The sequence below is a fragment of the Ekhidna algicida genome (assembly GCF_051379705.1).
Classification (GTDB): domain Bacteria; phylum Bacteroidota; class Bacteroidia; order Cytophagales; family Cyclobacteriaceae; genus Ekhidna.
The window spans coordinates 883,150-903,135 of sequence record NZ_CP179868.1 but is presented as its reverse complement, the minus strand read 5'-3'; the positions used below and the strand labels follow the sequence as shown (position 1 = coordinate 903,135).

Here is a 19,986-nt window from a genome sequence, read left to right as displayed (position 1 = left end):
AGATCGCTTTGTAAACTCGCTATGACGGATAAATAAAATAAGATATGACTATCGACCCAAAAGAACTCCCGGTACCACAACTCCACGGACATTTATTAAGCGCAGTGGCACCACGGCCAATAGCATTTGCTAGTACAGTAGACAAAGAAGGGAACGTGAACCTGAGTCCGTTTAGCTTTTTCAACGTATTTAGCGCCAACCCTCCGGTGATGATTTTCTCACCGGCCAGACGCGGAAGGGATAACACTACAAAGCATACACTCGAGAATGTAAAAGAGCATGCCGAAGTAGTCGTGAATGTTGTTTCCTACGATATGGTGCAGCAGATGTCTTTGAGCAGCACGGAGTATGGAAAGGGAGTCAATGAGTTTGAAAAGGCAGGATTTACAGAGGTTAAGTCTGAGCGAGTGGCGCCACCAAGAGTGAAAGAAGCACCGGTTTCATTTGAATGTAAGGTCATCGAGGTAAAGTCACTAGGAGAGCAGGGAGGAGCCGGACAGTTGGTGATTTGTGAGGTGCTTTTGATGCACATTGCCGATCGCGTGTTGGATGAAAATGGCAAAATTGATCCGAATAAAATCGATTTAGTAGCCAGAATGGGTGGAAACTGGTACTCGAGAGCGAAAGGAGATGCTATATTTGAAGTAACCAAACCTTTGACAACCATGGGCATAGGCGTAGACCAAATACCTGATAGAATTAGAACCAGTACGGTCCTTACTGGAAACCACCTCGGACAGTTAGGAAATGTAGAAGCTTTACCTACAGAAGAAGAAGTAAAAGATTTCGCAAATGAACCAGAGGTACGCTCCATCTTCGATTCATTCGATGATGACGAGAACATCCAACTGGAACTTCATAAGCTAGCAGCTGACTTGCTGAATGAGGGAGAAGTAGATACAGCTTGGAAAGTACTGATGATGGAGTAGCCGCCAAGAGGCAGTGAATTATTTGGTTTACTCGATTTCCAAGCAACCCTGACTTACGAATTGTATTTTATTACTTGTAAATCCTCTATGAAAGACAACTTCTCTACTCAATCAGACGACTATGCAAAGTTTCGGCCGGTCTATTCTCAAAAACTGATTGAATTCTTACTTTCTCTTACAGATGCTCATGAGACTTGCTGGGATTGTGGTACAGGAAATGGTCAACTGGCGATAGCGCTTTCTAAATCATTTCAAAAAGTACATGCCACAGATATCAGTCAAAAGCAGCTGGATAATGCAACCCAACGTCCCAACATTGAATACTCAAAACAGTCGGCAGAGCAAACCAACTTTCCGAATCAACATTTTGATTTGATCACTGTCGCCCAGGCAGCGCATTGGTTTAACCATGAAAGATTTAATAATGAGGTAAAGCGCGTACTTAAGCCGCATGGCGCTTTGGTACTCTTTGGTTATGGTTTGGTTCGTGTGGATGAAGAGCTGCAGCCTATAATCGAGAACTTTTATTGGAATGTGACCAAGCCTTACTGGGATTCGGAACGCAATCACATCGAGGCGAGATACGAGACCATACCTTTCCCATATGAGGAAATCGAGGTGAATCAAAACTTCGATATTGAAGCCGAAATGACACTTGATGAACTGACGGGTTACATAGGGACATGGTCAGCAATACAGCATTATAAGAAAGCAAACGGATATCACCCGGTAGATAGACTAAAAGAGGATCTTGCCAAGATCTGGAAAAGTGGAAAGCGAAAGATCACTTTCCCCGTATTCATTCGAGCAGGAAAGCTTTAGAATGCAAATCGACTCTTAAACTCCTCCAACTCTTCCTTCAATTCCCTCGACTCAAATCGTTCGATTTGACCGAACAACCTGCTGTCCGCACTGATCTTCAATTCACGCAAGTTCATGTGCTGGTTGGTAAATAGAAACTCCAGTGAAGGATAGATTTCCTTCAAAACATCTACAAGATCCAGAATCTGAAGGTTCTTGTCTACCAGATTGTAGGTTCCGCTTTTAACGTCTTTGGTCACTACCTGAGCCAGTGAATGACAAAGCGCATCCACATGGATAAAGGCCCGTGACTGCTTTCCATTTCCATTGATTTGAATGCGATTGGTAAAATTGGCATCAAACATGAACCGATTGATAACTGCGTCAAATCGCATCGACTTGCTATAGCCATACACGTTACCTCCGCGAATGTTAATGGCATTTTTCTTTTCAGCCAATCGGTTTACATGCTCCTCACCACGTAGTTTAGAGATACCGTAAAAAGTAGACGGTGAAGGCGTTGTGTTTTCCTCTGCTGTTTGCTCGCTGGCTCCATATACTGATGTACTGCTGAGGTAGATAAACTTTGATAAGTCGGATTCTTCCGCACAATACACCACCTCGGCTGTTCCCCAATGATTGACTTGTTCATAAAAGTGAGGATCGGTATTTGCGAATGGAGTCGTAACAATAGCTGCTAAATGAACCACTACATCCACATCTTTCATTAATTTTTTCAGCTGTCGTGTATCTAGGATGTCACCTCGAACGGACTGTATCTTTTCCGTACGCTCATAGGTCTTGCCGAGGAAAAAGTTGTGATGACCTTTGCTAAGATTATCGTAAATAATGACCTTCTCTATCGCTTCATCACCTACAAGGTGCTTCACAAGCTTGGTTCCAATATATCCGGCTCCTCCGGTGATAAGTACTTTCATAATTCTGTAAAAAGGTGATTATTTAACCAGATCAGTATGTAGTCCACACTCTACTTTATTAAGCCCAAACCATCGTGCCTCCCGTTCCTGCATGTCTAAATCCATCTTACGCGTACAGGGTTCACAACCAATACTGATGTAACCTTTTGCATCGAGCGGATGCTTTGGAAGATCATGCTCCTTGATATGAGCAAATATTTTTCTGTTGTCCCAATCCAGCATCGGATGAAAGCGGATGCTATCAAATGGTGCAGGTTGCTCTACTTTCATCGCTTTTCTTACCGCACTTTGATCTCCGCGCACGCCGTTGATCCACACATCATGACTTGCCAAAACTGATTCCATAGGTTGAGTTTTATTGAGGTAGCAGCAATGATCCGGGTCAGTGGTAAACATCAACTTTCCATTGGTTTCTCGCTGCATAAACTTGGGCGTGTTAGGCTTAAGATCTACAATCGTGAGTCCAAGCAACTCAGCAATTTCATCACGAAATGAAACGGTCTCAGGAAATAGGTACCCGGTATTGATAAAGTATACCGGAATAGAATTGTCTATTTCGCTGAGTATATGAAGCATCGGAATACTGTGCGTTTGAAAGGAGGAAGTAGTGAATAGTCGTTTCCCTTCAGATTTGTATTCAGCTATTTTTTCAGCTATTTCTGATATTTCCATAGGATGAAGTTCAGGGCAAAACAATGTCAGAACAAAATAAATTCATAACCATACGAAACATCTTTGCAAATAGGGTTGTTAGAAGGTTCCAGTATTTTTGCAACATGCACAGAGCTAAAGTTTTTAGGAAGGAACATTTCAACGCTGCACATCGGTTATATAATCCGAACTGGAGCGAGGAGAAGAACGAGGAGACTTTCGGAAAATGCAACAACCCAAACTGGCATGGGCATAATTACGAAGTGATTGTAAGCTTAACCGGCGAGGTTGATTCAGAAACCGGATACGTTTACGATATGAAAAAATTAAGCGATCTCATCAAAGAGCGGGTTCTCAATCGATTTGATCACAAAAATTTGAATTTGGATGTAATTGAATTTAAAAATTTGAATCCAACAGCAGAAAACATCGTCAAAGTCATCTATGACCTTTTAAGAACTGAGATAGAAGACCGTTACGAGATGAAAATAACACTTTATGAAACAGAAAGAAACTTCGTTGAATATCCAGCCTGAGGTTGATGAATTTGGAGATGATCATGTGGGTACGTCGTACGATACACCACTTAGACCGGATGCTTTCGAGCAGGATGATGAATTAAAAATTGAGCTGATTTCCAAGCACTTTAAGGAGATCATGCAAATATTAGGTTTGGATTTGGAAGACGATTCTTTGTCTGGAACACCAAATCGTGTTGCCAAAATGTTTGTGGAAGAAGTCTTTTCAGGACTTAATCCGGCCAATAAACCAAAAATTCGATTATTCGATAATAAATACAACTACAATGAAATGCTCGTTGAGAAGGATATCACCTTCTATTCACATTGCGAGCATCACTTTGTTCCAATTTACGGCAAAGCGCATGTAGCTTACTTCTCAAGTGGGAAAGTGATTGGGTTATCCAAAATCAATCGGATAGTACAGTACTTCGCAAAAAGACCACAGGTTCAGGAGCGCTTGACTGTACAGATTGGAAATGAATTAAAGTCGATCTTACAGACAGACGATGTGGCAGTAGTGATGGATGCGTCTCACATGTGCGTGTCTTCACGAGGGGTCAATGATACAAATAGTCGTACTGGCACCGCTTTTTTCGATGGTAAATTCAAAAATCAGGAGATCAAAAACGAATTCCTCAACTACATCAACACAGAGACTAAAGACTAAGTCAAAAAAATCCTCTTTTCTTGTTCGTTTTAGGGTTTTCTATAAAAACCCTTTGACCTATCTTTGCGCACTGTTTTTGAAAACCATTTAAAAAATCATGGATAAATTAATCTATTTAGTGCCTGCCCTAGGTCTTTTAGGGCTTCTTGTGATGATCATCAAATCTCGCTGGGTATACAAGCAGGATGCCGGTGATGAAAAGATGCAGACCCTTGCAAATTACATCAGAGAAGGGGCATTGGCATTTCTTAGCGCAGAATATAGAATACTAGCCATCTTCGTTGTAATCGCCGGAGCGCTTCTTGGTGTAATTTCAATGATGGTAGAAACCACACATTGGTTCATTATCGTTGCTTTCGTAATTGGTGCATTCTTTTCAGCTTGGGCTGGTAATATCGGAATGCGAATCGCTACTGCAGCGAACGTAAGAACAACGCAAGCAGCTCGAACCAGCCTGCCTCAAGCATTAAAAGTATCCTTTACAGGAGGTACTGTAATGGGTCTTGGCGTTGCAGGACTTGCTGTATTCGGACTAAGCGTACTATTTATATTCTTATTTCAATTCTTCATGGGTGGCCAATGGACGGTCAATGGAGTAGAAGATATGACCGTAGTGCTCGAAGCACTTGCCGGTTTCTCTTTAGGTGCAGAGTCAATCGCCCTATTTGCCAGAGTAGGAGGCGGTATTTATACCAAAGCTGCCGATGTAGGTGCGGATCTTGTGGGTAAAGTAGAAGCCGGAATTCCGGAGGATGATCCAAGAAACCCGGCAACCATCGCAGATAATGTGGGTGACAATGTAGGTGATGTAGCTGGTATGGGTGCTGATCTTTTTGGATCGTATGTTGCGACCGTACTTGCTTCCATGGTCTTGGGAAATTACGTGATTCGCGATATGGGTGGATCAGTAGATGATGCTTTTGGCGGAATTGGACCAATACTACTTCCATTGGTGATTGCTGGATTAGGCATTGTGTTTTCACTTTTCGGAACCTTATTCATAAAGATTTCAAGCAATGATGCAAAAGAGGCTCAAGTACAGGCTGCCTTAAACAAAGGAAACTGGGGTTCTATTATTTTGACCGGAATCGCATTATTCTTCTTGCTTCCTGAGATGCTTCCTGCCACCATGCAGATGGATTTCTTCGGAGAAGGATTGAAGACAATTACTCCACTGGGAGTATTCTATGCTGTTCTAGTTGGGTTAGGAGTAGGAGGTTTAATTTCCTACTTCACCGAGTATTATACAGGTCTTGGAAAAAAGCCTGTTTTAGATATTGTGAAGAACTCTGCAACTGGAGCAGCTACGAATATCATCGCCGGTTTATCAACTGGTATGATTTCAACTTTTGCTCCAATCTTACTTTTTGCTGGAGCCATCTGGAGTGCATATGAATTTGCTGGATTTTATGGAGTAGCTATTGCAGCATCTGCTATGATGGCCACTACGGCTATGCAATTAGCAATAGATGCGTTTGGACCAATCGCTGATAATGCAGGAGGTATCGCTGAGATGAGTGATCTTCCCGACGATGTAAGAGAGAAAACAGACATTCTTGATTCAGTAGGAAACACTACTGCAGCAGTAGGTAAAGGATTTGCTATTGCCTCAGCTGCATTAACTGCATTGGCGCTATTTGCAGCGTACGTTACGTTCACCGGAATTGATGGAATCAACATCTTTAAAGCAAAGGTGCTTGCCGCGCTTTTTATTGGAGGAATGGTTCCAGTGGTATTCTCTGCTTTGGCTATGCGATCAGTAGGAAAAGCTGCTATGGAGATGGTAAAGGAAGTTAGACGACAGTTCAAAGAAATTCCGGGTATAATGGAAGGAACTGGTCAGCCGGAATATGGCAAATGTGTTGATATCTCAACAAAAGCAGCTCTAAGAGAAATGATGCTTCCAGGAGCAATTACTATTATTGCTCCGGTACTTATCGGTTTCACCATGGGACCTGAATCACTTGGTAGCTACATGGCCGGTGTAGCGGTTTCTGGCGTACTTTGGGCCATCTTTCAGAATAATGCTGGAGGAGCTTGGGATAATGCAAAGAAATCATTCGAGGCAGGTGTTATGATAGAAGGAGAAATGACCTACAAAGGTTCTGAAGCACATAAAGCTGCAGTAACTGGAGATACCGTAGGTGATCCATTCAAAGATACTTCCGGTCCATCGATGAACATCTTAATCAAATTGACTTGCTTAGTTGGTCTGGTAATCGCTCCAATCTTAGGAGAAGTTAACGGAACAGGCCATGGATCTTCTGAAGAAGCAGCTATGATGGTGGTTGAACAAGTAGAACCAATGGAAAAGGCAGTCAATGAGTTTCAAGTGATTATGGAAACATCAGAAGATGGTCAGTCACAGGCTATTGTAACCACTACTGAATCTATCAATGGTGAAGCAGTTACTACAATTGATACATTAACTGGACCTAAAAGTGATGTTGAGTTGATGATCAAAGAAATGAAAAACTAGTTTAGATAAATTAAAATATTAAACCTCGGCTTTAAAATAAGTCGAGGTTTTTTTGTGCCTTTATATAACTTCCCTTTGTGTCAGATCAGGAGCTTTTTCAAATCGGTGAAGATTGGTTTAAGTCTAAAAAATGGAAATCTTATGAATTTCAACGAAAGACTTGGGAAGCCTATTTATCAGGTAAAAGTGGACTATTGAATGCGCCTACTGGGTCAGGGAAAACCTATGCATTATGGATTCCGTGCGTACTAGAATTTTTAAAAGAGAATGAGCCTTATAAAGGAACACCTGAAGTTCAGATACTTTGGATCACGCCACTAAGGGCTTTGGCTAAAGATATCCAAAAGGCGATGCAGCGTTTTTGCGATGATATCGATGTTCGATGGCAGGTAGGCCTACGTACCGGAGACACCACTACAACAGAGCGCCAGAAACAAAAAAAAACCGCTCCTCAGGCACTCGTAATTACTCCCGAAAGCTTACATGTCTTGCTGAGTCAAAGTGATTATCCCAATTACCTGAAAAATGTAAAAAGTATCATCATCGATGAATGGCATGAGCTGATTGGCACTAAACGCGGTGTGGCAACTGAGTTGACTATATCGAGGCTTAAGAAACTCACAGGAAGCAAGCTTAAGGTCTGGGGAATTTCAGCAACTATTGGAAACCTCCCTCAGGCAAAACGTGTATTGATGGGAGAGGATTTGTACAAAGAAGCTGTCTCAATCAAATCCAATGTTGAAAAGAAAATTGAAGTGTCTTCGATTATGCCGGATGAAGTGGAGAAATTCCCATGGTCCGGTTATTTGGGTGTAAAGCTTATAGATAAAGTCATCCCAATCATAAAGCAAAGCAACACCACTTTGCTATTTACCAACACCAGGTCCCAAACTGAGCTGTGGTATCAGGCCATTTTAAAAGAAGCACCTGAGTTGGCTGGAGTTATTGCCATGCATCATGGTTCCATGGATCAACACATTCGAAATTGGGTGGAAGATGCTTTGCATGATGGCAAATTGAAGCTTGTGGTATGTACATCAAGCTTGGATTTAGGTGTTGACTTCAGACCAGTAGACACGGTTATTCAAATTGGTGGTCCTAAGGGTGTTTCACGCTTTCAGCAGCGAGCTGGAAGAAGCGGACACGGTCCTGGGGAGCTCAGTCGTATCTTTTTTGTCCCGACACATTCGCTTGAATTGATAGAAGGAGCCGCATTACGAACAGCTATAGAAAATGGAAAATTCGAACAACGTAAGCCACTGGAGAAATGTCTGGATGTACTTGTTCAGTATTTAGTCACCCTTTCAGTTAGTGGTGGTTTTCGTCCTTTAGAGATCCTCGAGGAAATAAAGCAGACATATTGCTATAGGCTCTTAAATGCAGATGAATGGAATTGGGCCCTTGAATTTATCACTACAGGAGGAAGTACACTCGGCGAATACGATGAATTTTCTAGAGTCTACAATGAAGATGGCGTCTATAAAATTATAAATAGCAAAGCTGCTCAGCGGCATAAACTATCAATAGGTACCATTGTGGGAGATCCGGCCATGAGCGTTAAATTCATTACTGGCGGTCACTTAGGCACAGTGGAAGAAAGCTTTATCTCCAAACTCAATCCGGGCGATACGTTTTGGTTTGCAGGTCAAAATCTGGAGTTCATGTTTATTAAAGACCTTACCGTTTTAGTAAAGAAATCAAAACGCAAGAGTGGTCTCACACCATCCTGGGGAGGCGGCAGATTGCCACTCTCATCTCTCCTTTCAGACCAAATCAGAAATAAGTTGCAGCAAGCCATAGATGGCAATTACGAAGATGTAGAATTGCAGAAGATAAAACCTATCCTGGATTTGCAAAACAGGATGTCAATGATACCTGATAGTAAATCTTTGCTAATTGAGAAGGTAGAAACTGAACATGGTCACCATCTATTTTTCTTCACTTTCGAAGGCATGTTTGTGCATGAAGTATTGGCTGGTTTGGTAGCCTATCGAATGAGTAAGCTTCAAAAAATAACCTTCTCCATCTCCATGAACGATTATGGATTCGAGCTCCTTTCTGATCAGGAAATCGCTATTGAGGAAGGACTCGAGCTTGATTTGTTTTCAGAAGAAAATATTTATCAGGACATTAATGAGTCCATCAATATGACTGAGATGGCTCAACGTAAATTTCGCGATGTTGCAACGATAGCTGGCCTCATATTTCAGGGTTACCCAGGTAAAAACATAAAAGCCAGACATCTTCAAGCTTCATCAGGGATACTATACAAAGCATTCAAAGAGTATGATGAAAACAACTTGCTATTGAAGCAATCGATGGAAGAAGTGATGACACTACAACTAGATCAATCAAGATTTATGGAAGCTATCCGGAGAATCAATAAGCAAAAGATTATTTTGAAGGAGACAGAAAAACCAACGCCATTTGCATTCCCGATTTTAGTTGATATGATACGAAGAGAGCGACTTAGTTCAGAGGATGTTACCGATCGGATATTGAAAATGCAGATGCAGCTTGAAAGGTCAGTAAGACAAGATTAAATTTGATGTTATGAAACGAGGTAGAGATTTAGGCATCCTAAGAAACCAGCCGGAGGTTGCTTAAAATTCATCACGAATTCCAAGTGACGGTTGAAAATAAAACGCATAGACATGAAAAGAACGATACTATTTATTTCGATGATTTTGATTTTCGCATCGGCATATTCTCAGTCGATTGTGGGGACATGGAAAACCATTGATGATGAAAGCGGTAAGGCCAGATCCATTGTAGAAATCTACGAGAAAGAAGGTAGATTCTTTGGCAAAATACAAAAGCTATTTAGAGAGGAAGGTGAGGATCCAGATCCAATTTGCGATGAATGTGAGGACCATAGGAAAGGTAAGAAGATCATCGGAATGGAGATCATCAGCGATATGAAGTTCAACAAAAAAGATGATGAGTACCATAAAGGTGAAATCATGGATCCTGAGAATGGAAATATCTATGATTGTAAGCTCTGGGTAGGAGAAGATGGAAACCTAAAGGTAAGAGGATACCTCTTATTCTTTTATCGAACACAAACTTGGCTTCCTTACTCAGGTGAATAGTAGTAGTACAACTATTCATGGCGAGAAGTTGACTTTGCTACCAGAACGGGCAATCTTCTGGGAATCTCGAAGAATTCTAATAGTATCTGATCTCCATTTAGGCAAGGCAGCTCATTTCAGAAAACATGGTATTCCAATTTCGAGGAAGATACACCTGACAGATCTTCAAATACTGGAATCATTGATTCAAAATTATAACCCCTCAAGAGTGATTCTTCTTGGAGACTTGTTCCATAGTTTTGAAAACAATGAGTGGCAAGATTTTCTTCGATTCCTGTCAATTTATGATAATGTAGACTTTTCGCTTATTGAAGGAAATCACGATATTCTAGATGAATATCCGACCGCACTAACCTTGACGCCTTTGTTAGAGCTTCCGCCATTTTCTTTTACACACATCAAGGAAGAATCTCCATATTATAATCTTTCCGGTCATCTACATCCAGGTATTTCTGTCAGAGGAAAGGGAAGGCAAAGTATCACTCTTCCGTGTTTCTATTTTTCCAGTGATCATGCGCTACTTCCGGCCTTTGGACAATTTACCGGCATCAAGAAAATTCGTCCTAAAAAGGAAGATCAGGTATTTGGCATAGCTGAAGGTCAAGTCATTGAATTAACGTGAGATTTGTCGTATTTTACAATTACAACCCTACTCACTCACCATATGGGGGTTACTTTTTTTGTTTTAATCGTATTAAAAACTGGCTTGGTGTATGAAGGACAGTGAGATATTGGAGCGAATTAGTCGTGGAGACGAGCGTGTGCTTGATCATCTCTATAAGAAATATTATAGAATGATGACGAAAATTGTTCTATCCAATAATGGCACTGAGGACGAGGCGAAAGACGTATATCAAGAGGCCTTACTCGCTTTTTGGCAGAAAGCTGCTAGTGGTAAGCTGGTTTTAACATCTAAAATTAGCACGTATCTATATAGCATCTGTCTCAATCAGTGGAGAAAGGAATTGGATCGCAAGAGTCGACTTAGTTCGGAGACCGTGGATGGAGAAGAGCATCAAACGCATGATGCGAAAGAGCGACTAAAGATTGTGATGGAGTGCATAGGCCAGTTGGGAGATGTGTGTAAGAATGTACTAACACATTATTATTTCGATGGAATGGGGATGCAGGAAATAGCTAAGAAAATGAACTTTGCAAATACTGATACCGCCAAGACGAAGAAATATAAGTGTAAGAAGAAGCTAGATAGTTTAATAAAAAGTAAATACACCACAGAAGACTTTTTTGATTAACCATGACGAAATTAACCAAGGATCAAATCGATAATTACCATTCAGGAAGGATGAATGAGTCAGAAATGGCTGATTTTGCAAGCAAACTTGAGTCGGATCCAGCGATAAAGGCGGAAAGTGACTTCCAGTCTGATATTATAAGTGGTCTAAAAGAGTACCGAAAACTCGAATTAAAGTCCAGGCTAGACGCCATAAACGTTGGCCCAACATGGATCGAGTTTGCACAACAATCTGCTCTTATGAAATCACTTGGTGGTATTGTAGTGGCTTCTGTCATAGGGACAGGAATCTATTTTTATGGCGAAAGACCTGAGGTAGAGGGTTCTGACATACCTGCCACAGTTCAAGGTTCTGAGATCGAATCCATAGAGTTCATTTGGGATTTGGGCAAAGAAGAACCTCAAACTGACAACACACTCGAAAAGCCAAGAAATTTGGTTACTGAAGCTGATGAGACAAAGGATGTGGAACAGCAAGCCATTTCTCAAATTGTTGAAGCAGAAGGTAAAAGACAAGTTGCCAAGGAAGAAGTATTCACACCATCCTTTGAAGCTCCAAAAGCAGAATCAATAGAGGAAGAATCGGAATTCACCACTACCGGTTTAGATGAGATACCTAATAGCGTAGAAGGTACGGATGAGCAACCTATTGATGTACAGACAGAAATTTCTAAAAGTACAGTTATCAAATACAAGTATTATGATGGTAAACTATTCTTAAATGGTGATTTCAATAAAGCACCATACGAGATATTGGAAATTAATAGCTCAAATGGAAGACGCATCTATGTGTACTTTTTAGGAAACTACTATCGCGTAGGAATGGCTGATAAGATGACTGAATTACCGAGAGTTACAAATTCTGAGGTAATAAGTGAGCTAAAGCTTCTCAGGGAAAATAAGAAGAGCTAATAGCATTCCAAAGCAATTCCATTTTGTCTAAATTCGTGACTTAATGGAGGAAAAGAAAACCAGAAAGAAAAGAAAACTTGGGAGCTATCCTTTTGCCAGTGTGGTATTCAGTATCACAGTGGCATTATTGGTTTTGGGACTTTTTGGCTGGTTACTTCTCCATAGCTCTAGACTAGGAACTCGGATTCAAGAAAGCGTAGAAGTCCAAGTCTATCTCAATAAGAATATCAGTCAATCAGACATCACAAAGATCAGAACAACCATTGCTTCAAAGCCCTACGTCCTGATTAAGGATGTACCTCAGATTACTTTGATTACCAAAGAGGAAGCGGCACAGCAATTTGTGGAAGCAACAGGAGAAGATTTTAAAGACTTTTTGGGAGATAATCCACTTCGAGATCTATTTGCTCTAAAAGTAAAAGGTAGCTATCAAGCATTGGATAGCCTAAATAAAATTAAAGCCGGGCTAGAAGGAATGCGTGGAGTATTTGAAGTAGAATATGAAGAGAGCCTCATTGAAAGCATTAATGAAAACTTGACTAAGATTGGATTCATTTTATTAGGAATAGCCATTTTCGCACTAATCGTTGTAATTATTTTAATCAATAACACGATAAAGCTTGCACTATTTTCTCAGCGATTCTTGATAAGGAGTATGCAGCTAGTGGGTGCTACAAGTTCATTCATTCAACGGCCCTTCCTATATCGTTCCATGATGTATGGATTTTTTGCAGGCGTTTTGTCCTGTGGAATAATTTATGGATTCACAGTTTATATGAACAGTATAATAGAAGGACTGGAAGATCTTCAGGATACGAATGGTTTTATCGTGCTATTTTCTTTAATCCTAATCATGGGAATTATCGTTGGATATTTCAGCTCGTTGAGAGCCATTAAAAAATATTTAAAAATGTCTTTGGACGAACTATATTAAGAATGTCAGAAAAAAGAAAACTTGCTTTCGTAAAAGCTAATTATATGATCATGATAGCTGGTCTTATTGTACTAGCATTGGGTTTTATTCTCATGACAATGGATACAGAACCTTATGGTTTTGGATTTCTTGGGTTAACGCTAGGGCCAGTTGTTGTCATGCTAGGCTTCATCATTCAGTTCGTAGCTATATTCTACAAACCTAAGTCAAAGTCAGATTCTGAATGAGTTGGATAGAAGCACTCATTCTGGGGATTATTCAGGGACTCACTGAATTTTTACCAGTCAGCAGTAGTGGACATCTCGAGATTGGATCTGTTCTATTAGGAGCTCAGAGCTCAGATAATTTACTATTTGCGGTTGTTGTTCATTTAGCTACTGCGTTGGCCACAATGGTTGTTTTCAAAGAAGATATCATCAGCCTTCTTAAAGACTTGTTGAAAATTCAATGGAACGAGTCTACACAGTTTGTTGCCAAAATTCTCCTTTCTATGGTTCCGGTTTTTGTAGTGGCTGTCTTCTTTAAAGATCAAATAGAAGAGCTATTTATTGGTAATCTGGTTCTTGTAGGATCCATGCTTCTAATCACTGCAGTCTTGTTGATGTTTGCACATTTAAAAAAGGATGGAAATAGGTCGGTCGGTTTTGTTGGAGCACTTATAATAGGGCTGGCTCAAGCGTTTGCTGTCTTGCCCGGAATCTCCAGATCTGGTTCCACTATTGCTACTGCACTTATTTTAGGAGTGGAACGATCCAAGGCTGCTCGATTTTCTTTCTTAATGGTTCTCATTCCTATTTTGGGAGCTAGCCTCCTAGAACTGCTAGACTATGCAGAAAATCCATCTGTACATTCAATTAGCTCAATAAGTTTAATTGTAGGCTTTTTAGCATCATTCATTTCCGGATACATAGCATGCAAGTGGATGATTAAAATAGTAAGGCGAGGGAAGCTCACTTACTTTGCAGTCTATTGCTTCATAGTTGGGATTATTGCAATCATTTCAGCCTGATGGAAAATACATACGAAGAAGGCAGATTACTACTAATCAACAAACCTGTTGATTGGACCTCTTTTGATGTAGTAAAAAAGCTTAGGTATACTCTTAAAGTGAAAAAAATTGGCCATGCTGGTACTTTAGACCCATTGGCTACCGGACTTCTAATTATTGGTACTGGCAAGTTCACTAAAAAGCTAAATGAGCTTCAAGGACTGGATAAGACCTATGAGGGAATCATCGAAATTGGAAAAACCACTCCTTCTTACGATCTGGAAACGGAGTTTGATTCAACGTCTGATTGGAACCACATCACGGAGGACGACTTGGAGAATGCACGAAAGGAATTTGTAGGGAAAATCTCCCAAGTGCCACCCGCTCATTCAGCCGTGAAAGTAGATGGAGAAAGAGCTTACAAAAAAGCACGAAAGAATAAAGTAGTTAAACTTGAGCCTCGTCTTTTGACAATACATAATTTTGAGATTGATGCTTCTCAATTACCGGAAGTTAAGTTTAAAGTCTCATGCTCTAAAGGCACTTACATTAGAAGTTTGGCGCATGACCTTGGTCAAAAATTAGGTGTGGGAGGATACTTAAAGAAACTAGTTAGAACGAGTGTGGGAGATTATCAGTTGTTAGATGCAGTAGATTTGGATGAGTTTATCCGTCAACACAATGAGAGTAGTTGATCATTTAGAAGATTTTGAAAAGCCTGATTTTGCAGTAGTTACTATTGGAACATTTGATGGCGTACATATTGGACATCAAACCATCTTAAAAAGATTAGTAAAGGAAGCAAAAAGTAATGGAGGTCAAAGCGTACTCATTACGTTTTGGCCACATCCACGCTTTATTCTAAATAAAGATGCTGATAAACTTAAACTTCTCAGCACCTTTGATGAAAAAGTGAAGATGGTTGCGGAATTAGGAGTTGACTTCATCCTCAAGGTTTCATTTACTCCTGAATTCTCAAAACTTAGCGCTGATCAATTTGTAAAACAGATTTTGGTCGATCGGGTGGGCACAAAAAAACTCTTTATTGGTTATGACCATCATTTTGGAAATAATCGCGAAGGAAACATCCAATTCTTAAAGAAGAATTCAGAAGCCTACGGGTTTGAGGTAAATGAGATCTCAAAACAAGAAATTGATCATATTGGAATAAGCTCCACTAAAATCAGAAGTACATTGGAAAGTGGAGAAATTCATCTAGCCAACTCACTTTTAGGTAGAAATTATTCCATTTGTGGGCGAGTAGTTGATGGCAATAAAAAGGGGAGGTCACTAGGCTTCCCTACGGCAAATATCAAAGTTCCAGAGACTTATAAGTTGCTGCCAGCAGATGGCGCTTATGCGATTAGGGCAATTGTCAGCAAGGAAACCTATTTGGGAATGCTCAATATCGGATTTAAACCAACTGTTAATGGACAAGAGCGTACAATAGAAGCGCATTTATTTAATTTTGAAGCTGATATATATGGTCAGGAAATGAAAGTGGATTTTATAAAGGCACTGAGAAAAGAAATGAAATTTGATAGTTTGGAAGCGCTTAAGGAACAATTGAATAAAGACAAGGAAATAGCGTTAAGTATTTTAACATGAAAATTAATTTTTCATCTATATGGTTTCTGGTGGTTCTGCTCGGCTGTCTTTCTTCATGTAAGAAAACAGATGAGCTAACTGACTTTACTGAGGAGGACGAAGTTTCTCTTGGAGAAAAATTAGCCAACGCCATAGTTGAAGACGAAGAATTCAATATCATATCTCCAGAAGGAAACACTATTCCATATAGCTATGCCACATCACGCTTGTTGGAAATAACCTCAACATCCATTGTTTCCAAAAGCGAAGAATTTACCTGGACGATTTATTTAATTGATGATGATAACAGGCAAGCGTTCGCCTTTCCCGGGGGACACATCTTCATTTCTTCAGGGATGATTTTTTTTCTTGATAATGAAGATCAGTTCGCCGGATTGATTGCACATCTTGTAGCACATATTGATCAGTCACACATTACAGAAGCCCTATTTTTCAAGTACGGAATTAACGGACTCAAAAGCATAGCAAGCTCCGGTAACACATCGGACCTTAAAAGTATTATCAATGATCTGGAACTTTCCAATGAATTCTTAACCTTCTCAAGGGGGAACGAAATTCAGGCTGACACACTTGCAATTTCGATGCTAGCTGAGACGAGTCAAGCATGCGATGCAGTTGGACTGGTTTTTACCAAGACACTAAATGTGCAATCAACCCAACAAGCACAGCTAATAGCTGCTCATCTTCTGGAACAATCAAGAATTGAAGACATCACAGCGACTGTTTCAGGAAGTGGTTGTGACACCCAAGTAGACGACCAGTCAGCTTCCAGATATCAATCATTCAGAAACTCTTTGCCATAAGAAAAGGGCAAAAATCAATTCTTAAACATAGTATAAAGCCTAATGAAAAAGTCAGAGATCAAATTCGTAGTAGAGTTAGATAAAGAAAACATTCCTGAGAAAATTATGTGGGAAGCTGATGAGAAGGAACAACCTGGTCCTTCGGAAACCAAATCCATCAGCTTGTCACTTTGGGATCATGAGAATAAGAATACAATGCGTATCGATCTTTGGTCAAAGGACATGCCTTTGGATGAAATGAAGCATTTCTACATTGACTGCTTGGGAGGTCTCGCTCAAAGCGTACTCAACGCAACAGGTGATGAATACATGAACAAGGAAATATCCTCATTGTGTGATAAACTAGTAGAACACGTAAAAAATGAAGGGTAATAGCTGATTATCATTTCCATAGAAACACCTCCATTTCCTGAAAAATCACTAATATTATGCATGCATAATATTTCTTAGTTGAAATATTTGCAATGCCTACCGCAATAAGTTGGCTGTAAATGCTTGTTTGTAGGCTTTTTTAAGTATTATTATTATCAAAATTTAATTCACAAAACATCAACCTTATGATCAGGAATTTGACAAAGATGATTTTTGGGTTAGTCTTGACTGTCCTGTCGGTCACAGCCTATGCTCAAACCACGATAAGTGGAAACATCGTAGATAGCGATGGTGAAGTATTAATCGGTGTTAACGTCCTTGTAGAAGGTACCGTGCTTGGTACCATTACAAACATTGACGGAAATTTCTCCCTAACCGTGCAATCTCAACCACCTTTTAACCTTGTAATTTCATATGTAGGATATGAAACACAAAGAATAGAAGTTACCTCTAGCACAACACAGATTGATATTCAACTAGAAGAGTCAACACTTTTAGGACAAGAAGTAGTTGTATCAGCATCAAGAGTAGAGGAAAGCTCATTAAAGTCTCCGGTAAGTATTGAACGGATGGATATTTTAGATATTCAAAACACGCCTTCAGCTGATTTCTATTCTGGAATCAGAAACTTGAATGGAGTTGACTTCAGTACTCAGAGTTTGACTTTCAAATCTGTCAATGCCAGAGGCTTTGGAGCAAATGGCAATACTAGATTCGTCCAGCTTATTGATGGGATTGATAATCAGGCTCCTGGTCTGAATTTCCCTGTAGGTAACGTGGTAGGTATAAATGAATTGGATTTGGAAAGTGTGGAAATGATTCCTGGAGCGGCATCTGCTCTCTATGGACCTAACGCTATCCAAGGTATACTTTTGATGAATAGTAAAAGTCCATTTGATTATCAAGGACTCGATTTCTACTCAAAAGTGGGTGTAACACACGCCGATGAAAGAGATCATGAGATGTCTCCTTATACGGATATGGGAATTCGATTCGCTAAAGCTTACAATAACAAAATGGCGTTTAAGATCAATGCATCTTGGTTACGAGCTCAGGATTTCATTGGCGTGGACCAAAGAGATCAAAGCGGCGCAACCGTGGAAGGTAACTTAGCAGCCAATAGAGCAAATAATAGAATTTATGATGGTATCAATACCTATGGAGATTTCTTAATTGATGTCGGGACAATCGCTGACATCACCATTGCAACGGATCCCGTAAATGGACCAACTGTGGCTGCAGTTAGAAGTTTGCTCCCTAACGGAACAAATGGAGCCTTTTCTCCAACTGGTTATACAGAGTCTAGTTTTGTCGATAACACAACTGAGAGCTTAAAGTTGGGTGGTGCATTCCACTATAGAATTAATGATAAAATTGAAGCTTTAGCCCAAATGAACTGGGGTAGAGGGAGTTCAGTGTATACCGCAAACGATAGGTTCATCCTTGACAACTTCTCTATATGGACAGGGAAATTAGAGCTAAGAGGAGATAACTTCTTTGTAAGAGCTTATACAACTCAAGAGAACTCAGGAGATACTTACGCAGCAAATACAATCGCGTCTCTGATTAATCAAAGACGATATCTTCCAACATATTTCCAAACTTATGCTGGTGCAATATCTACTGGAGCAATCCAGCCTAATAATTATACGGCACTTCATGCCGCTGCAAGAGCAGCTGCTGATGCGGCACAACCTCAACCAGGATCAGAAACATTCCAGGCTGATTTCGATGAATTTAGAAATCTTTCTATAGCAGAAGGCGGTGCTAAGTTTTTTGATAAGTCTGCTCTTTGGCACTATGAAGGAAGCTACAATTTCAAAAATGAGATTGATTTTGCAGACGTAGTTGTTGGAGCTAATTTCAGAACTTACGCGCTAAATTCGGAAGCCACACTATTTACACTTGATGAAAATGGAGACGAGGTTTCGTTTAGCGAATTTGGTGGTTACGTTCAAATCTCGAAGAACATCATAGACAATGTGAAATTGCAAGGATCAGTGAGGTATGACAAAAACGAAAACTTTGCAGGTCAATTGTCACCAAGAATTTCCGGGGTTTGGGAATTCCTAGCGGATCAAAACTTTAGAGCTTCATTTCAAAGAGGTTTTAGAATTCCGACAACTCAGGATCAGTACATCGATTTAGATGTTGTAACCAGAAGGTTGATAGGTAGAAATGAAATTCTAACCAATAATTACAATATCAATAACAATACGGTTTATACAACTGAAAGTGTGATGGCTGCTCAGGCAAGTGGTAATACGGCTGATTTGGTAGTAGCCGCAGATGCTTATAAAGAGTTTAAAACTGAGAAAGTAAATACCTGGGAAGTTGGTTATAAAGGACTTCTTCTAGATGGAAAACTTTTGATTGATGCTTTCTATTACAATAGTACCTATCAGGATTTTGGAGCTGAGATCGACATAACTCAAGCAGTCGTGACAGGAGATATACAATCAGTGCCAGGTGGCTACTCTGTTGGCTCAGCGGGTGTACGACATGCTGATACAGAATTGCAAACTTTTGTTGATGGAGGTGCTGCAGGTGTAAGTCTACAGCGCTACGGATATGATACGAATATCGATCAGGACATTAAGACGTATGGATTCGGCCTTGGTGGTGAATACACCTTCCTGGATGGATTCAACTTTGGAGCAAATGCTTCATACAACAAACTGGAAGATCTTGATGATTTGACAGCAAGAACGTATAATGTAGCTTTCAATACGCCAGAATGGAGATACAACATCACATTTGGAAATAGAAAGATTACAGAGAGGTTCGGGTTTGGTTTGACTTACAGATGGCAAGATGCATTTCTTTGGCAATCGGCAATCGGATCAAGCGTAATTTCGGATTTTGCTACATTGGATGCTCAGGTTACTTATCAGTTACCTGGTATCAATGGCCGAGTTAAAGTAGGTGGTTCAAACATTTTAAATGAGAGATACACAACTTCTCATGGTAACCCAAGCATTGGGGCGCTCTACTATATCCAGTTGAACCTTGATAATATTCTAAGCAACTTCTAAAATT

At 40.1% G+C, this 19,986-nt stretch carries 20 protein-coding genes; 18 read left to right on the top strand and 2 right to left on the bottom strand.

The window, feature by feature from the left end; all coding sequences use genetic code 11:
* Window positions 1–44: 44 nt before the first annotated feature.
* Entirely contained in the window at window positions 45–929 is an 885-nt protein-coding gene (locus tag ACL8WY_RS03875; RefSeq protein WP_436517104.1) for a flavin reductase family protein, read from the top strand.
* Window positions 930–1,016: 87 nt separating this feature from the next.
* Window positions 1,017–1,751, top strand: a complete 735-nt coding sequence (locus ACL8WY_RS03870) for a class I SAM-dependent methyltransferase (protein WP_436517103.1) — start codon at window positions 1,017–1,019, stop codon at window positions 1,749–1,751.
* On the opposite strand, the gene ACL8WY_RS03865 is transcribed toward ACL8WY_RS03870, so the two are convergent.
* A complete protein-coding gene (locus tag ACL8WY_RS03865) occupies window positions 1,748–2,668 on the bottom strand; it encodes an NAD-dependent epimerase/dehydratase family protein (protein WP_436517102.1) in 921 nt (306 codons plus the stop codon). The genes ACL8WY_RS03870 and ACL8WY_RS03865 overlap by 4 nt on opposite strands.
* Before the next feature lie 18 nt (window positions 2,669–2,686).
* Window positions 2,687–3,340, bottom strand: a complete 654-nt coding sequence (locus ACL8WY_RS03860; protein WP_436517101.1) for a phosphoadenylyl-sulfate reductase — start codon at window positions 3,338–3,340, stop codon at window positions 2,687–2,689.
* 104 nt (window positions 3,341–3,444) lie between these two features.
* On the opposite strand from ACL8WY_RS03860, the gene ACL8WY_RS03855 reads away from it, so the two are divergent.
* From ACL8WY_RS03855 to ACL8WY_RS03780, 16 genes are all read left to right on the top strand, one after another.
* Window positions 3,445–3,855: a 6-pyruvoyl trahydropterin synthase family protein gene (locus ACL8WY_RS03855; RefSeq protein WP_436517100.1), complete on the top strand. Its 411-nt coding sequence runs from the start codon at window positions 3,445–3,447 to the stop codon at window positions 3,853–3,855.
* Window positions 3,818–4,507 carry a GTP cyclohydrolase I FolE gene (folE, locus tag ACL8WY_RS03850; protein WP_436517099.1) on the top strand — a complete coding sequence of 230 codons (690 nt, stop codon included), beginning with the start codon at window positions 3,818–3,820 and terminating at the stop codon, window positions 4,505–4,507. The genes ACL8WY_RS03855 and folE overlap by 38 nt, the downstream gene beginning before the upstream one ends.
* Before the next feature lie 97 nt (window positions 4,508–4,604).
* Window positions 4,605–6,986 (top strand): sodium-translocating pyrophosphatase, encoded by a 2,382-nt coding sequence (locus tag ACL8WY_RS03845; RefSeq protein WP_436517098.1) that lies wholly within the window; start codon window positions 4,605–4,607, stop codon window positions 6,984–6,986.
* A 77-nt stretch (window positions 6,987–7,063) separates the two neighbouring features.
* Window positions 7,064–9,529: a ligase-associated DNA damage response DEXH box helicase gene (locus ACL8WY_RS03840; protein WP_436517097.1), complete on the top strand. Its 2,466-nt coding sequence runs from the start codon at window positions 7,064–7,066 to the stop codon at window positions 9,527–9,529.
* A gap of 111 nt (window positions 9,530–9,640) precedes the next feature.
* On the top strand, window positions 9,641–10,078 hold the full coding sequence (locus ACL8WY_RS03835) for a DUF2147 domain-containing protein (RefSeq protein ID WP_436517096.1): 438 nt from the start codon (window positions 9,641–9,643) through the stop codon (window positions 10,076–10,078).
* Window positions 10,071–10,700, top strand: a complete 630-nt coding sequence (gene pdeM, locus ACL8WY_RS03830; protein WP_436517095.1) for a ligase-associated DNA damage response endonuclease PdeM — start codon at window positions 10,071–10,073, stop codon at window positions 10,698–10,700. Before ACL8WY_RS03835 ends, pdeM begins: the two co-directional genes overlap by 8 nt.
* 91 nt (window positions 10,701–10,791) lie before the next feature.
* Window positions 10,792–11,331, top strand: coding sequence for an RNA polymerase sigma factor (locus tag ACL8WY_RS03825; RefSeq protein WP_436517094.1), 540 nt, complete (start codon window positions 10,792–10,794; stop codon window positions 11,329–11,331).
* 2 nt (window positions 11,332–11,333) lie between these two features.
* The gene (locus ACL8WY_RS03820) at window positions 11,334–12,242 is read left to right on the top strand and encodes a hypothetical protein (RefSeq protein WP_436517093.1); all 909 of its coding nucleotides are present in this window, start codon (window positions 11,334–11,336) and stop codon (window positions 12,240–12,242) included.
* Window positions 12,243–12,285: 43 nt separating this feature from the next.
* The gene (locus ACL8WY_RS03815; RefSeq protein WP_436517092.1) at window positions 12,286–13,176 is read left to right on the top strand and encodes a cell division protein FtsX; all 891 of its coding nucleotides are present in this window, start codon (window positions 12,286–12,288) and stop codon (window positions 13,174–13,176) included.
* A 2-nt stretch (window positions 13,177–13,178) separates the two neighbouring features.
* Window positions 13,179–13,403 carry a DUF3098 domain-containing protein gene (locus tag ACL8WY_RS03810; protein ID WP_436517091.1) on the top strand — a complete coding sequence of 75 codons (225 nt, stop codon included), beginning with the start codon at window positions 13,179–13,181 and terminating at the stop codon, window positions 13,401–13,403.
* Window positions 13,400–14,185, top strand: coding sequence for an undecaprenyl-diphosphate phosphatase (locus ACL8WY_RS03805; protein WP_436517090.1), 786 nt, complete (start codon window positions 13,400–13,402; stop codon window positions 14,183–14,185). The genes ACL8WY_RS03810 and ACL8WY_RS03805 overlap by 4 nt, the downstream gene beginning before the upstream one ends.
* Window positions 14,185–14,859 carry a tRNA pseudouridine(55) synthase TruB gene (truB, locus tag ACL8WY_RS03800; RefSeq protein WP_436517089.1) on the top strand — a complete coding sequence of 225 codons (675 nt, stop codon included), beginning with the start codon at window positions 14,185–14,187 and terminating at the stop codon, window positions 14,857–14,859. Before ACL8WY_RS03805 ends, truB begins: the two co-directional genes overlap by 1 nt.
* Window positions 14,846–15,772 carry a bifunctional riboflavin kinase/FAD synthetase gene (locus tag ACL8WY_RS03795; RefSeq protein ID WP_436517088.1) on the top strand — a complete coding sequence of 309 codons (927 nt, stop codon included), beginning with the start codon at window positions 14,846–14,848 and terminating at the stop codon, window positions 15,770–15,772. The genes truB and ACL8WY_RS03795 overlap by 14 nt, the downstream gene beginning before the upstream one ends.
* A complete protein-coding gene (locus ACL8WY_RS03790) occupies window positions 15,769–16,575 on the top strand; it encodes a M48 family metalloprotease (protein ID WP_436517087.1) in 807 nt (268 codons plus the stop codon). Before ACL8WY_RS03795 ends, ACL8WY_RS03790 begins: the two co-directional genes overlap by 4 nt.
* A 42-nt stretch (window positions 16,576–16,617) precedes the next feature.
* Window positions 16,618–16,947 (top strand): gliding motility protein GldC, encoded by a 330-nt coding sequence (gene gldC, locus ACL8WY_RS03785; protein WP_436517086.1) that lies wholly within the window; start codon window positions 16,618–16,620, stop codon window positions 16,945–16,947.
* 185 nt (window positions 16,948–17,132) lie between these two features.
* Window positions 17,133–19,982 carry a TonB-dependent receptor domain-containing protein gene (locus ACL8WY_RS03780; protein ID WP_436517085.1) on the top strand — a complete coding sequence of 950 codons (2,850 nt, stop codon included), beginning with the start codon at window positions 17,133–17,135 and terminating at the stop codon, window positions 19,980–19,982.
* Window positions 19,983–19,986: the final 4 nt, after the last annotated feature.

What these genes read in the sequence shown, in the direction of transcription:
- ACL8WY_RS03875 (WP_436517104.1), top strand. Translation starts at nt 45, where the DNA reads ATGACTATCGACCCAAAAGAACTCCCGGTACCACAACTCCACGGACAT.
- ACL8WY_RS03870 (WP_436517103.1), top strand. Translation starts at nt 1,017, where the DNA reads ATGAAAGACAACTTCTCTACTCAATCAGACGACTATGCAAAGTTTCGG.
- ACL8WY_RS03865 (WP_436517102.1), bottom strand. Translation starts at nt 2,668, where the DNA reads ATGAAAGTACTTATCACCGGAGGAGCCGGATATATTGGAACCAAGCTT.
- ACL8WY_RS03860 (WP_436517101.1), bottom strand. Translation starts at nt 3,340, where the DNA reads ATGGAAATATCAGAAATAGCTGAAAAAATAGCTGAATACAAATCTGAA.
- ACL8WY_RS03855 (WP_436517100.1), top strand. Translation starts at nt 3,445, where the DNA reads ATGCACAGAGCTAAAGTTTTTAGGAAGGAACATTTCAACGCTGCACAT.
- folE (WP_436517099.1), top strand. Translation starts at nt 3,818, where the DNA reads ATGAAACAGAAAGAAACTTCGTTGAATATCCAGCCTGAGGTTGATGAA.
- ACL8WY_RS03845 (WP_436517098.1), top strand. Translation starts at nt 4,605, where the DNA reads ATGGATAAATTAATCTATTTAGTGCCTGCCCTAGGTCTTTTAGGGCTT.
- ACL8WY_RS03835 (WP_436517096.1), top strand. Translation starts at nt 9,641, where the DNA reads ATGAAAAGAACGATACTATTTATTTCGATGATTTTGATTTTCGCATCG.
- ACL8WY_RS03825 (WP_436517094.1), top strand. Translation starts at nt 10,792, where the DNA reads ATGAAGGACAGTGAGATATTGGAGCGAATTAGTCGTGGAGACGAGCGT.
- ACL8WY_RS03820 (WP_436517093.1), top strand. Translation starts at nt 11,334, where the DNA reads ATGACGAAATTAACCAAGGATCAAATCGATAATTACCATTCAGGAAGG.
- ACL8WY_RS03815 (WP_436517092.1), top strand. Translation starts at nt 12,286, where the DNA reads ATGGAGGAAAAGAAAACCAGAAAGAAAAGAAAACTTGGGAGCTATCCT.
- ACL8WY_RS03810 (WP_436517091.1), top strand. Translation starts at nt 13,179, where the DNA reads ATGTCAGAAAAAAGAAAACTTGCTTTCGTAAAAGCTAATTATATGATC.
- ACL8WY_RS03805 (WP_436517090.1), top strand. Translation starts at nt 13,400, where the DNA reads ATGAGTTGGATAGAAGCACTCATTCTGGGGATTATTCAGGGACTCACT.
- truB (WP_436517089.1), top strand. Translation starts at nt 14,185, where the DNA reads ATGGAAAATACATACGAAGAAGGCAGATTACTACTAATCAACAAACCT.
- ACL8WY_RS03795 (WP_436517088.1), top strand. Translation starts at nt 14,846, where the DNA reads ATGAGAGTAGTTGATCATTTAGAAGATTTTGAAAAGCCTGATTTTGCA.
- ACL8WY_RS03790 (WP_436517087.1), top strand. Translation starts at nt 15,769, where the DNA reads ATGAAAATTAATTTTTCATCTATATGGTTTCTGGTGGTTCTGCTCGGC.
- gldC (WP_436517086.1), top strand. Translation starts at nt 16,618, where the DNA reads ATGAAAAAGTCAGAGATCAAATTCGTAGTAGAGTTAGATAAAGAAAAC.
- ACL8WY_RS03780 (WP_436517085.1), top strand. Translation starts at nt 17,133, where the DNA reads ATGATCAGGAATTTGACAAAGATGATTTTTGGGTTAGTCTTGACTGTC.